Annotated in this window: 10 protein-coding genes and 1 riboswitch; of the genes, 4 read left to right on the top strand and 6 right to left on the bottom strand. The window is 49.1% G+C overall.

The window, feature by feature from the left end:
- Positions 1–17: 17 nt before the first annotated feature.
- Positions 18–434, top strand: coding sequence for a C-GCAxxG-C-C family protein (locus tag HNR50_RS15520; protein WP_184747699.1), 417 nt, complete (start codon positions 18–20; stop codon positions 432–434).
- Positions 435–437: 3 nt separating this feature from the next.
- Positions 438–1,118 carry a 4'-phosphopantetheinyl transferase family protein gene (locus HNR50_RS15515; protein WP_184747698.1) on the top strand — a complete coding sequence of 227 codons (681 nt, stop codon included), beginning with the start codon at positions 438–440 and terminating at the stop codon, positions 1,116–1,118.
- 5 nt (positions 1,119–1,123) lie between these two features.
- On the opposite strand, the gene HNR50_RS15510 is transcribed toward HNR50_RS15515, so the two are convergent.
- Positions 1,124–2,341, bottom strand: coding sequence for an aminopeptidase (locus HNR50_RS15510; protein ID WP_184747697.1), 1,218 nt, complete (start codon positions 2,339–2,341; stop codon positions 1,124–1,126).
- Positions 2,342–2,408: 67 nt separating this feature from the next.
- Here HNR50_RS15510 and HNR50_RS15505 point away from each other — a divergent pair, with 67 nt between their 5' ends.
- Positions 2,409–3,122 (top strand): PHP domain-containing protein, encoded by a 714-nt coding sequence (locus HNR50_RS15505; protein WP_184747696.1) that lies wholly within the window; start codon positions 2,409–2,411, stop codon positions 3,120–3,122.
- On the opposite strand, the gene HNR50_RS15500 is transcribed toward HNR50_RS15505, so the two are convergent.
- Positions 3,109–5,448: a DNA polymerase II gene (locus HNR50_RS15500; RefSeq protein ID WP_184747695.1), complete on the bottom strand. Its 2,340-nt coding sequence runs from the start codon at positions 5,446–5,448 to the stop codon at positions 3,109–3,111. The two genes, HNR50_RS15505 and HNR50_RS15500, sit on opposite strands and share 14 nt — an antisense overlap.
- The gene (locus HNR50_RS15495) at positions 5,420–7,396 is read right to left on the bottom strand and encodes a methyl-accepting chemotaxis protein (protein ID WP_184747694.1); all 1,977 of its coding nucleotides are present in this window, start codon (positions 7,394–7,396) and stop codon (positions 5,420–5,422) included. Before HNR50_RS15495 ends, HNR50_RS15500 begins: the two co-directional genes overlap by 29 nt.
- A gap of 125 nt (positions 7,397–7,521) precedes the next feature.
- Between HNR50_RS15495 and HNR50_RS15490 the strand changes: the two genes are divergently transcribed.
- Positions 7,522–8,187 (top strand): HAD family hydrolase, encoded by a 666-nt coding sequence (locus tag HNR50_RS15490; RefSeq protein WP_184747693.1) that lies wholly within the window; start codon positions 7,522–7,524, stop codon positions 8,185–8,187.
- A gap of 102 nt (positions 8,188–8,289) precedes the next feature.
- Here the strand turns inward: HNR50_RS15490 and pflB are convergent, their stop codons facing one another.
- The 3 genes from pflB to HNR50_RS15475 form a co-directional block, all read right to left on the bottom strand.
- Positions 8,290–10,518 (bottom strand): formate C-acetyltransferase, encoded by a 2,229-nt coding sequence (gene pflB, locus HNR50_RS15485; protein WP_184747692.1) that lies wholly within the window; start codon positions 10,516–10,518, stop codon positions 8,290–8,292.
- A 53-nt stretch (positions 10,519–10,571) separates the two neighbouring features.
- Positions 10,572–10,672: riboswitch (ZMP/ZTP riboswitch) on the bottom strand.
- A gap of 61 nt (positions 10,673–10,733) precedes the next feature.
- A complete protein-coding gene (locus HNR50_RS15480) occupies positions 10,734–12,605 on the bottom strand; it encodes a glycoside hydrolase family 13 protein (RefSeq protein WP_184747691.1) in 1,872 nt (623 codons plus the stop codon).
- Between the two features lie 71 nt (positions 12,606–12,676).
- Positions 12,677–13,885 carry a cation diffusion facilitator family transporter gene (locus HNR50_RS15475; protein ID WP_184747690.1) on the bottom strand — a complete coding sequence of 403 codons (1,209 nt, stop codon included), beginning with the start codon at positions 13,883–13,885 and terminating at the stop codon, positions 12,677–12,679.
- Between the last annotated feature and the right edge of the window lie 60 nt (positions 13,886–13,945).

Genomic DNA, 13,945 nt, shown 5'->3' with positions numbered 1-13,945 from the left:
GCTGATATAATCCCCCCATGGTTAGTGAATTAATCGAAAACGGTTTCGGAGACAAGGACAGAGAAGATTACAGCTGTTCCGAACGCATCCTTTACGGATCGAATGAAGTGTATAATCTGGGTCTGGACAAGGAGAGCCTGAAGATGGCCGCCGGCTTATCCGGAGGCATATACAGCAGAAGAAGCTGCGGAGCCGTAACGGCTTCGGCCATGGTTCTGGCAAAACTTTTTGTCAAAGACCGCGCTCATGAAGGGGATTATCATAAAGAGCTCATATCGGAACTGGTTTCCCGTTACGAAGAGGAGATGGGTTCGTCCCTATGCCAGACCCTTCTCGATGAGTACAGAACTGAGCAGGAGGGATGCCGGAGAGTGATAATCGCTGCGGCGCGAATTCTCGATGATATCATTAACAGAGAACTGAACCGGAAATAAACCTTGAAGCTTCCCTTTCAATACGAAATTCCGCCCATAGGGGAAAATGAGATACATTTATGGTCTTTTCCCGTCTCTCCGCTCGAATCCCATGGAGAGGAAAACATAGCCATTCTGTCCAGGCGGGAAAGGGATAAAGCGGACAGGTTCTATAAAAAAACGGACCGCATCAGATCGAGAGTTGTCTATGTTCTGCTCAGAGAGATTCTCTCCCTATACACGGGAACACGTCCCGGATCCATCGAAATACTGCTCAGAGATAACGGAAAGCCCTATATGAACCAAAGGGAAGCCCCTTTTTTCAACCTCTCCCATTCGGGAGACCGCATCCTGTACGGATTTAACAGCAAGGGGGAGATCGGTGTCGATATAGAGCAGATCAAAAAGAACCGTGACCTCGACGGTTTGATTGAATCCTGCTGTTCGGCCGGTGAGATAAAAACAATGGATGGCCTGAGCGAAGAAGGGAAAACAGAATTATTTTACAAATACTGGTCCGCGAAAGAAGCGTATCTCAAAGGGGTGGGAACGGGGATCACCGTCCCGCTGAAAGAAATTGACTGTTCTGCCGGACAGCAAATCGGGAGCTGGTCTGTTCAGCCCTGCAGCCGCTGGGATGGGTATTCCGCAGCGGCCGCAATTAAGGTCCCAAATCCCCGGATTATCCATATAACCAGGGACTGAAAATATCACAAAAGGAAATTTCCATCTTTCATAAGAGGGATTTCCTTACCATCGACCGTATAGGCAGTCAATTCCGTATCGGGCCCGCCGATCATGAAATCCGTATGAACCATAGAATCATTACAACCGGCATCCTTCAGTTTTTCCGCAGAATCCAGTTCCTTGAAATCCTTCAGGCAGGAGGGATACCCCGCGCCGAGAGCCATATGGCACGACGCGTTCTCATCGTAGAGAATGGAGTGGAAGATCAATCCGCTGTTGGAAATGGGCGAGTCATTTTGAACAAGGGCAATCTCTCCCAGAAAAGAAGCTCCCTCATCGGTATCAAAATACTCCTTAAGAGCGTCTTCCCCTTCTTCGGCACGGAAAGAAACGACTTTTCCCTTCTCAAAACGGAACTCTGCGCCCGTTACCATCTTTTCCCTGACGGAAACGGGTTTTGTCACCTTTACATAACCTTCGGTCCGGCGCCAGTCGGGAGTGGTAAAGATTTCCTCCGAAGGAATATTGGCATTGTACAACCGGCCGTCAGCAAGGGGCATGGGGCCGCCGCACCACAGGCTGCGCTCCGAAAGCCCGACGGTGAGATCCGTCCCTTCGCTGCGAAATCTGATTCTGTCGAATTTCAATCCGTTGTATCTGTCGCATCGGGCATGAAGAGTGTTGTTATGCTCTTCCCAGGCTTCCGTCGGATCATCTCTGTCGAGACGGAGAATGGGTTTGAGAACATCCCACAATTCCTCTACCGTCGCGCCTTTACCGAGCACTTTTTCCGCCCAGCTTTTCCCCGGAAGAGCCACGACACACCATGAATGTTCATCGGCCATGAGAGATCTATTGAAAAACTTGAGTTCCCGTCCGAGAGCTCTTCTGTTTCTGGCCACATTGCCGGGATCGGCGTCTTTGAGAACATTGCCCTCCCCGACATTATCGATTCGGATATTCGCCCAGTCCTCATCGAGCATGACCCGTCCCTCATCTATGAGGAAATGGGGAATGTAGTCGAGCTGCTCCTCCTTCTGATAAGAGAAACGGCTCAAATCGAGATAATTATCGAGTATATCGATATGTACATATCCGGATCCCATCCGGTAAGCTTCCTGCCCCAGCAGGCGGGCAAAATGATAATCTTCAACTCCGCAGCGTATTCTGACACACTGCCCTTCTTTCAGATTGATTCCCGAGCGGAGAATGATTTCCGCATATTCTTTGAGTTTATCCATGGTTAGCCATATTAAAACGGAGTGTGCGTCCTTGCAAGGGGAAATCACCTTCTGTTATATTGAGCAGGTGAAAAACCTAGTTGATATACATTGCCATTCCATTGCGAGCGGACATGCCTACAGTTCAATCGAAGAGAATGCCCGGGCAGCGTCTCTCAGAGGGCTTGAAGTGCTGGCTATTACCGATCACGCTCCCTCCATGCCCGGCGGAGCCCATATGTTTCATTTCCACAACCTGAGGATTCTTCCATCACATATTGAGGGAGTGAGAATTCTGAAAGGCGCGGAAGCCAACATCATTGATTACAGAGGCTCTATCGATCTCGATGAAGGATGCCTTCCCGTTCTGGAATTCGTCATAGCCAGCCTGCATCCTCCCTGCATCCCTTTCGGAACGGAAAGAGAGAACACCGATGCCATGATCGGGGCCATGAGAAATCCCCATATCCATGCCATTGGACACCCGGGAGATGCCCGGTACCCCTTCAATATCGCAGATGTCGTCGCGGCTTCCAGGGAAACGGGAACTCTGCTGGAGATAAACAACAGCTCTCTGAAATCCACGAGCTTCCGTCCCGGAAGCGATGCCATTCTCCGGAAACTGGCAGAAGTCTGCATGGAAAATAATGTTCCTCTTATTATGGGAAGCGACGCTCACTTTTCCGGTGATGTTGGATTGTTTGCCGAAGCCGAACGGCTCCTCGAGGAAACGGGATATCCGGAGGAAATGATTCTCAATAAATCAGCAGAGGCATTCCTGCGGCATATCAGAATAGATTGAGCTGTCTTCCCTCTATAAGGGAATCGAAATCCTCACCGATTGCGAACAGCACCGCATCGGCGATGGGTTTGATCTGCTTTTCCACATAGTGAGAGTAATCCGCTCCGCCTTCGTACATTTCCACGGGAACCGGACCTTCCGCGGTTATGATATAGGAGATTTCCCGCAGCTTTCTGGTTCCTTCCGGGTCGAGCAGAAGAGCCGCTTTCACATGAGGAGGCCGGCTTTTCGTGTAATCGCCGGCCTGGCGGCTCAATCGCTTTTTATAGATCAGCTTGCTGTCAAACTCTCCGTCACGGAGTTTCTGAACATAATCGCGAACCCACTGTTTTAATTCCTTTTCATGAAAAAAACGGGAAAAGAGCTCCTGCTGGAAATCCCGCGCCATGGCCGTCCAGTCGGAACGGACTGTTTCCAGCCCCTTAAACTCCATCTCTCCGTTGTCGAGTAAACCGGAGTAGCGCTTCCGCGCGCCTTCCTGAGAATTGCGCATGGGCGGAAGAAAAAATTTGGTGTAGTGCTTTTCAAATTCGATTTCCAGCCTGGATTCAATATGGAAATCCTCTTTGAGTTTTTTGGAGAAGTAGTTGTTAACCTCTTTTTCAAGACGTTCTCCCGCAGCGCCCGGATTGGCATATTCCTCTTCTTTGAGACAGACGAAGACGGAATCGGTATCGCCGTAGATGACTTGATATCCCTTTTCCCGTAACCGGGAAGCACAGCTTTTGAGAATCCACTGGCCCGTTCCCGTAATTGCCGTCGGCAGATCGGCATGGTAGAAACGGCAGCCCGTTGTTCCCATCACCCCGTAAAAGCTGTTCATAAGGATTTTTACAGCCTGCGCCAGATACTGGTCGCCCTCTTTCTTCGCAGCGGCCCGCCGGCCCATCAGTTCGGTTAAAAAGTCGGGAAGTATATGGTGAGTCCGGGAAAAAGAGATTCCAACCGGCGTTGTACAGGGATCGGTTTCATTTTTCAGTCGCGAAAGGGGATCGATGAAAAAGGTTCGTATAATCGTGGGATACAGACTTTTGAAGTCGAGAACGACAACATGGGGATACAGTCCCGCATCACTTGAAAAGACATGACCACCCGCCGCATGAGCCCCCGGTTCCATATCGGCCGTGTCGGGAGCCACGTACCCTTTTCTGTGAATAAGGGGAAGCATGAAGTAATCGAAAGCCGCTACGGACATATGGACCTTATCAACCGGCAATCCCGTAATCAGGCTCCTGGTAACAAGCTGATCAATAATAGCCGTCTCTCGAAAGATCTCTGTAACAAGGACCGAATCTTCCAGATTGTAGAAACCGAGCGCTTCTTTATCTTCCCGGAACCGCCTTTCAATTTCCGCAACCTTGTCTTTTTCCGGCGTAATGTCCTTGCCCCGGCCGATCAGCTCCTGTGCAACAGTCTCCAGTTTAAAATTTTCAAATTTATAAAATGCCGTGCGCAGAGTCTGGGGACCGTCGACGACAATACGTCCCTCCAGATCGGCCGCGAAGAGACCGTTTCTCTTTTCGATCAGCCTTAACTCCCTGAAACCCCTTCCCAGGTTGAGACGCACCCCGAGCTTGAGAGCCCTTTCGTTTAAAAATTTAAGATCGAAGCCGATAACATGCCAGCCGATCAGCAGATCGGGATCGTATTCCCGAACCAGGGATACAAATCTTTCCAGCAATTCCTTTTCCCCGGGGCAGTACTCCATCCAGAGAGGAGAAGAACCGGGATCGATCCCTCTCATAATGACCTTCCGGAGATCCTGATCATTGCCTGTCAGGTGAAAAGAGACGGAATACAGAGTGCCGTCCTGTCCCGTCTCAATGTCAAAAGAGAGCCATGTCAATCGGGGCCGGTAATCGACCGGCCGGATTCGCGGATTCCGGAAAACACGCAACGGCCCTTCATTTTCCGCTTCCCCTTCGATTTCCAGGCTCCCCTTTATATGCCTTTCCATAAGAAAACGGTCTTCGGCCCGGACATCGGATTCAAATAGTTTTATATGCTGATCTTTCAGCATTTTCCTGCTGTTGAAAAAAGAATCGAGCGACGGGAAATACAGAGCGTCTACCGGCATTTCATGAAAGTCCACCAGTTTGACTTCTTTCCGCTCCACTCTTTCAGATAAAAGCGGTGCGGCATCCCTGTTAATGAAAAAAAGCGGTTTGTGGTTATTATAAATGATTTTAAAGGGACCGCGGGAACCTGTTCCGTAGAAATGCAGTTCGCACTGTCCCTTTATATCGAGGCTTTCCACCGTGAGGAGAAAGCCCTGCTCTCTGATCATATCAGTTCTATCAATCCAGTTCCTGGAGTTCCGAAACATCCCCGTCATCTTCAGTTTCAGAATCCGTTACAGTCCGGGAATCTTCAGAACCATCCTCCGGGAGGCTTCTATCATCAACCGGAGAAATTGAAGCGGTCTGCTCTTTATCTGTAATGAAGCGGTTCACTTCGGCATCGAGGTCGCTGCTGACGGCATCTACCCGGTCTGAAACATCGCGGAGACCGTAAACGGCATGGGTGACTTCGTTAAAGCCCTGATTGATTTCGGACACGGCATTAACGACGCTGTTTGAAATATTGGAAACATTAATCATGCTCGTTTGAACCGATGCTGAATTTTCGGTCATATTTTTCGATTTATCCTGAATTTCGGAAGAGATCGAACTGAGAGACGTCATGGCCTCGAGAATCTGTTTCCCCCCCATATCCAGTTCTTTTGTACTTGAAGCGATTGTTATCAGAGCTTCTTTGAAATTGCTGATGCTCTCCCGGACTTTTTCAAAAGAATGATTGGATTTCTGCCCGGCCAGAGAAGCATTTTCAATTTTACCGATAATATCTTTGAGGTTTTTGGTGATTTCCTTGGAATTGACTGAAGAGGCTTCTGCCAGTTTTCTGATTTCGTCGGCAACGACGGCAAAACCTTTTCCGTTATCACCGGCATGGGCAGCCTCGATGGCGGCATTCATCGCCAGGAGGTTCGTCTGGGAAGCTATCTTCTGGATAATATCCACCATTCCATAGATTTCGTTAACCGAATCATTAATGTTCTGAACGATTCGGGTCGTATCCATTATCGTCTGCCCGCCCTGTTCAGAAGTCTGAACTAGTTCATTCATGGCAGCCTGATTCCGCTCCGTAAGCTGGGCGACGCTTTGAATGGAAGCAATCATTTCCGTAACGGATGCTGTCGATTCCTCGACCATGGACATCTGTTCAAAAATATGGGAGTTCAGATCCTTTACCAATCCACTTATGGTCTGAACTTCCTCAGATGAGTGGTTTATATTGGAATCGAGATCCTTCATCTGTTTGTCGATAGACTTCAAATTCCCGGAAATCTGTTCAGCCGAAGCTGAAGTTTCCGTCGTAGTGGCAATCAGTTCTCCTTTTACCTCCGTACTGCGGTTGGAAAGATCCTTCATGGTCTGGATCGTCTGCCGCAGTCCCGACTGAAAATCGTTCATCATTCTGCTGAGAACGGCAATTTCGTCTTTTGAACGGGAATCGAAATCCTGAGTCAGATTCCCCTGTGCCATTACGGAAATATTCCCTTCGATGCTTCTGATCGATCCGGCGATGGAATTGGAAACCCGGAATGCGATAATCAGGGCCAGAAAGACAGTGATGGCAATCAGAACGCCCATAAAGAGATAACTCGTTCGAACCTGAGCATCTATTCCCTCATTGATGATCTCCGACTGATTATTGAGGATATCGAGGGATGATTCGAGAACATTGACCATATTGGAAATATTGTTTTCCACCTGCTGCCTGTAAAAGGCGAAAGCCGGATGGAACTCGCTTTCTCGGGCTATCTGGGAATCGACATCTTCGAATTTAAAATCGCTTTTATAGGTAATGATTTTATCGGCATTCTCAATCAGTTTCTCCGAAGAGCTTTTGAAATGCTCCATCGTAGAACCCTGAAGATCGTCCAGTCTTTCTATGGAAGTCAGGGAATCCTCGATTACCGTGCTCAGTTTTCTCAAAGCTTTGATATTCTTGAGATTCGACAGCGCATCCTGTTTGTTGCTGTATGACTTCTCATAGGATTCAAGCTGCGTTTTATAAAGGACATCGGGAAAAAAGAATGTGGAAACCGACTGCAGTTCCCGGTTTAATGCCTGATCCAGAGCATCGAGATATGCTCTTTCCTTTTCCAGCGTATTGATATTCATCTGCATGACGACAAATACGGCTATGGAAAAAAGAATCGCAGTAACAAGCGATGATATGAGAAGGAGAAGTTTGGTTTTTATTTTCATTTATATACCTGTATCTCAATTTTTCGTTTTTTCGTTTGGGTTATTTTACCGTAAATGATTTTATTTGACTAATATAATTTTATAAAATCCTTAATTCTTCGGCTCTAAAATGTTAGACTTATTATATGAAATACAGATGCCTAATTATAGATCACGATGATACGACAGTAGACAGCACACCCTCAATTCATTACCTGGCCCATCAGGAACAGATGAAGAGAATCGGCAGGGAAAGCGAAACTTCAACGCTGGAAGAATGGTTCAGAGTCAACTTCGATCCCGGTTTCTCCGTCTATATAGATTCGGTTCTCAAGCTTTCGGAAGATGAAAAAAAAATCTGTTATGACATATGGCGGGAATTTACCACCGTTCTCACTCCTCCGTTTTTCGAAGGCATGCTCGGTCTTTTGCGCGATTTCCGGGAAAAAGGCGGAATAATCGCCGTGGTGTCCCACTCGGAACCGGATATAATCCGTTCCCATTACGAAAATCAGGAAGAGATTCCCGGCTTTCTGCCCGACAGAATCATCGGCTGGACCGGCGAGCCGGAAAAACAGAAACCCTACCCCTGGCCCGTCGAAGATATCATGCGAGAGTTCAATCTTTCCCGCGATGAGATTCTCGTAGTCGATGATCTGAAGCCGGGCATTACAATGGCCCTGAAAGCGGGAGTGGATTCCGCCGGTGTCGGATGGAGTCACAATCTGCCGGTTATCCGCGAAGCGATCAGCAAAGACAGTACCTACTATCTCAATTCCATAGAAGAACTGAGAGACCTTGTATTCAGCTGATCCGTTCTTTCCGCCCCGGGAGGCTCCGATCCCTCCGGGGGCAGTAATCTCAGAAAAGTCGGGAGCACCGGTAGTTTCGACCGGGTTAATCCCCCCCTTTCATCAGACCTTCTGAAAAAAGGTTCTCGAGATCACCTCTTCCTGCTGTTCCCGGCTGAGCCTGTGAAAATTCACGGCATAACCTGAAACTCTGATTGTCAGATTGGGGTATTTCTCAGGATGCTCCATAGCATCGGCGAGAGTCTCTCTGTTGAATACATTCACATTTATGTGATGCCCCTGCCGCGCGAAATAGCCGTCAAGTATGGCAATGAGGTTCTCTTCCGAACCGGACCGGTCGCGCCCGAGTGTTTCGGGAGTAATGGAAAAGGTGCAGGACACTCCGTCGCGGCAGCACTGGTATGGAATTTTGGAAACGGAATTGAGCGATGCCAGAGCTCCCTTTGTCTCGCGGTTATGCATGGGATTCGCCCCGGGGGCAAAAGCCTCTCCTTTCCTTCTGCCGTCCGGTGTTGACCCTGTCTTCTTACCGTAGACGACGTTGGAGGTAATTGTGAGTATCGAAAGCGTGTGCTCGGCATTTCTGTAAGTGTCAGTTTCTCTGAGACAGGAAAGAAACTCTTCGGTCAGAGCGGCGGCTATGGAATCGACCCGGTCATCATCATTCCCGTAGCGGGGAAAATCACCCTGAATATCATAATCGACGACTATCCCCCGCTCATCAGCAACGGGCCTGACTACGGCGTGCTTAATTGCTGAAAGAGAGTCTGCCGCAACGGACAGCCCGGCGATACCGAAAGCCATAAAGCGTTTGACGACAGTATCGTGCAAGGCCATCTGTATTTTTTCATAAGCATATTTATCATGCATATAGTGTATGATATTCATGGTATTGACGTATTTTTCACAAAGCCATCGCATATATCGGCTGAACTGTTCCCGAACGGTCTCATAATCGAGAATCCCCTGATTCAGAGGGGTGCATTCCGGTCCGGTAAACTCTCCCGTTAGCTCATCCCTTCCCCCGTTTATGGCAAGCAGAAGCGTTTTGGCTAAATTGCACCGGGCACCGAAAAACTGCATATCCTTCCCGATACTCATGGCGGAAACACAACAGGCGATAGCGTAGTCATCCCCATAGAGAGGCCTCATGAGATCATCGTTTTCGTACTGTATGGAATCGGTATCGATAGAAACCCCGGCGCAGAATCTCTTGAATGATTCCGGGAGAGATCGGGACCAGAGAATTGTGAGGTTAGGCTCGGCGGAGGGCCCCAGATTGTAAAGAGTCTGAAGCATGCGATAGGATGAACGGGTCACCATGGACCGGCCGTCTTCAGTCATGCCCCCTATCACTTCGGTAATCCACATAGGGTCGCCGGCAAAAAGTTCGTTGTACTCCGGGGTTCTCAATTGACGGGCGCAACGGAGTTTGAGAACAAAATCATCAAATATCTCCTGAATACCCTTTTCGTCAATAGTGCCTTCCGCAAGGTCTCTCTGGAAATAGATATCGAAAAATGTGGAAACCCTGCCGAGAGACATAGCCGCCCCGTTCTGCTCCTTTATGGCCGCGAGATAGGCGAAATAGGTCCACTGAACAGCTTCCCTGCCGTTCCCCGCCGGTTCCGCGATATCGTAACCGTAAATCAGAGCCATTTGCTTGAGTTTTCCCAGGAAGTCGATCTGACGGTACAATTCCTCCAGAAGCCTGATATTCTCTTCATTCATGGAATGCCCGGAAAGCTCTCTTTTATCAAGAGCCTTCTCCTCTATTAACCTGTCGACACCATATAGAGCGACCCGGCGGTAATCCCCGATTATACGTCCCCGACCGTATGCATCGGGAAGCCCCGTAATCAATCCGCTGCGGCGCAGTGCTTTGATTTCATCGCTGTAAACACGAAACACACCGTCATTGTGAGTTGTCCGGAACCGGAAATGGTTCTCGATTTCATCGGAGAGAGTTTCCCCGTAGGCGGAGCAGGCATCCCTCGCCATGCGGATACCGCCGAAGGGATTGATTCCTCTTTTTAGAGGTTCGTCGGTCTGCAATCCCACTATGATTTCCCTCTCCCGGTCCAGGTAACCCACGCCGTAACTGAGAAGGGAGGATACTTTTTCCCTGTCAATCGCCAGGACTCCGCCTTTCCTGCTCTCTTTTTCCAACCAATCATTGAAACGGGCGTTGATTGTGCCGGTCCGCTCGGTCGGTCCTTCGAGAAAAGAGCTATCGCCATCATACTCATTGTAGTTTGATTGAATAAAATCCCGGACATCAATTTTGTCCATCCAGGATCCCGCGGTAAAACCGCGCCACGGTGCTTTCATATAATCCTCCGGTTCCAGGTCCGGAGCAAAAAAAACGCCCGGACAGAGTGGTTATTCTCTGCCCAGACGGTCGACATTCATTAAAATTCGAAGAGGCTCTTCGATCCTGATTCCCGGAGGTAATCCCCCTAATCCGTCAGTTTCAGGATGGATAAACTATATTTAAAAGAAAAACTTTCGTCCAGTAGAGCCTCAATTTTTTTAAAGACCTTTTTCTAAAGGATAAAGTCAGCCCATAGCATACTATTCTCCCGGGCGGTGAGATTCAGCGTCAGGATACCCTTTTCGACCTGAAATCTCTCAGAGGTGAACAGATCTTCCCACCGGGAGCTGTTACCCAGTACCGAGACAGGTATGTTCAGAGTTTTCCTTTTCCCGCTCTTGTTGAGAATGGCGAGAAACCCTTTCTCCCTGTCAAAGCGGGCGAACACGAATGATGTGTTATCACGGTATAAAACCTTGTATCCGCCTGTATGAAGAGCCGGTTCATCCCGTTTCAGTCGTGCCATGGTACCGTAGAGCTTGACGAAACGGCTGTCCCAGTTCTCTTCGCGCCACTCCATAGGGTAACGGCAGCCTTCCACGGAAAGAGCGTGTCCTTTGAGCCCCACTTCGTCGCCGTACCAGATATTGGGAGTACCGGGGAGCAGGAACTGCAGAAAAATCATACCCCTGTAAATATCCCAATCAAAAAGATCTTCGTGATTGTGAAAGCGGTGGATATCATGGGTATCGAATACATTGAGCTGAAGGCCCGTAACCTGACTCGGTATTCTATCGTAGTGCTGCCGAATCATCTGTTCCAGTTCAAATCCTGTGTATTCGCGGCTGCGGCGGGGCGGATAATCGGGGCCTTCCGCTTCAAAACGGACTGCTTCCCCAGCCCACCGCCTGAGCGGACTTCCGCAGGCGAAATAGTTCATAGCCCCGTCCCACTGATCTCCCAGGTGATAGGCAATCGTATCCTCCCAATGCTCGCCGACGATATAAGCTTTGGGATTAACGCTCTTAACGGCTTTGCGGACATCCCGCCAGATTCCGAAACCGAGCTGACTCTCTTTCCGCCGGCCCACCTGGTTCGCCACGTCGAAGCGCCAACCGTCGATTTTCCAGGGATCTTTCAGCCAGTGCTTCACCAGACTGTCATCTCCGTCGATTATGGTTTCCCTGAGCTCGGGAGAGTTGTAATTCAGCTGGGGGAGCGTCGGGACATCCCACCAGCACTCGAAGCCCCCCTTGCCGTCGGGAAAATAGTATCTGGCTTCCCGGGAGCCGGGGTCCGCCTGAGCTTTCGTAAACCAGACATGATTCGACCCCGTGTGATTGATGGAAACATCGACGATGAGTTTCATCCCCTCTTCATGAAGAGCCCGGGACAGTTCAGCCAGAGCTTCATCGCCGCCCAGAGCCTCATCGACATGAAAATAATCGGTGCAATCGTAGCGGTGTGCCGTATGGGCACGGAAGATGGGGTTGAGAAAAACAGCGGTCACTCCGAGGTCTTTCAGGTAGGGGATTTTTTCCCTGATGCCGGCCAGATCGCCATTGAAAAAATCCATGCACCGCCCTTCGGCAAATTCGAGGGGCTCATCGGTCCAGTCCATAACACGGGGGCTGCCTCCGTCAAATTCATACTCACCCGTCGTTCTGCCGCAGGAGGGATCGCCATTTCGGAACCTGTCGGGGAAGATCTGATAGAAAACAGCGCTTTTGATCCAGTCGGGACTTTGAAAAGCAGGCAGAAGAGTAAAATCATTGTCTTCCGTGGGATTGACGGTTTCAAGGGCTTTTCTCGTATAAAAAAGCTCCCCTTCATCTGTATGAAGAAGAAAATGCCAATGGATCATCTCCTCCTGGCTTATATACAGCTTCGCCGTCCACCATTTGAAAAGGCTGTCCTCTTCCGTCACGGCCATAGAGATCCTTTCCGAATGACCGCATATTACGACTCTCAGCTCGGCAGACCGCACAGGGGCCTCTTTAAAAACTCTGAAACTTATTGTGGTTTCCTCACCCGGACGGGCCGCGGGATTGGACATATAAACATTATTGACTTCCGAATGAATCGATTCTTTCCAGTCAGCCATAAAAACTCCTTACCTGTTGTACATTACGTACTACTTACAGATTATAACCTATTCTGTCAACCGATGATAAACTAATCTGTCATATCTTCCCGGAGGTTCATGAAAAACTTGATCTCTATTCCTTTATTTTTCAGAGCGTGTTCCGCTCCCTTGCTCAGATTTTCCCCTTCGAGCCAGAGACAATCCACCTTCTGTTCCGCTAGCCATTCGGCTGTGACTATCCCTTTCTGCTTTACTTCGCTATGTCCCAGATTATCCCGTCGATCAGCATCATCAGAGACAAAATCTGTTATGCGCGGATCCTGTCCTTTTTTCAGAAAGAGAAAGGAGAATTGCTCAATGTCCCCGAACATTCCCGATTCCCGATCGGACTCACGGAGGACCGGCGCGGCATGGCAGTAATGCTCCTTTTCCTCCGGTTCGTAATGAATTATGATTCGCTCGACACGGGGAATGGCTTTATGAATTTCCGCTTCCAGCTCATCAGCCACTTTATGGGCGGCGGGAAGATCTCTCTCTCTCAATGTGACCGCTGCCTGCAAAAAACGGAAACGGCCGGCATTTCTGCCCATCAGAGATTTAAGAGAAATGACGGAGCCGTGTTTGACAATGATCTCAGAAGCCTGCTCCAGCAGTTCCGGCTCGATAGATGCGTCGAGCAGAACTTTCATTCCATCGGTAAGCAGTTCCCATCCCGCTCTGATTATAAAGACCAGAACGGCCGCGGCAGCCACCTTATCGATGGAAATTCCGAAAACAGCTGTTAACCCCATATAGGAGAGCAAAGTTGAAATGACGACAATAAGCGAGGAAGCCGTATCGACCAGCCGGTGTTTTCCTTCGGCGATAAGAGTCGGCGAACCGTTTTTCCGTCCTCTGCTCAAAGTGTATCTTCCGAACAAAAAGACGATTAACGTCGACAGAGACATGATAATAACTTCGATCAATCCTACATGGGCCTCGCCGGGAGACATCCCCAGAAAGAGAGAGCGGACGATCTCATATCCGGCAATGAAGATAAAGATCGAGACAATAACGGAAATAAGATTCTCAATCTTATAGAGTCCGAGAGGGAATCGGCTTGTCTTCCGCGTGGAAATAAGGATTCCGAGAAAAACTGCCAGGGAAGCCACGCAATCGGCTGTGGAATCGATAACGCTGGCTCTGATCGCCGAACTCCCTGAAGTATATGCCAACCACGCCTTTACAGAAGCCAGTACAAGATTCAGGAAGAAAGCCGCCAGGGCTATTCTGCGTATATAGATTGTTTCTTTATTCATGGTTCAATTATATGTCTCTGTCCTGTATCCAGTCAAAATCAGAGGATAAAACTCATAAAG

The organism is Spirochaeta isovalerica, assembly GCF_014207565.1.
Lineage (GTDB): Bacteria > Spirochaetota > Spirochaetia > DSM-2461 > DSM-2461 > Spirochaeta_F > Spirochaeta_F isovalerica.
Note: the sequence above shows the minus strand (reverse complement) of the source record. Positions and strands in the feature narration are given on the sequence as shown.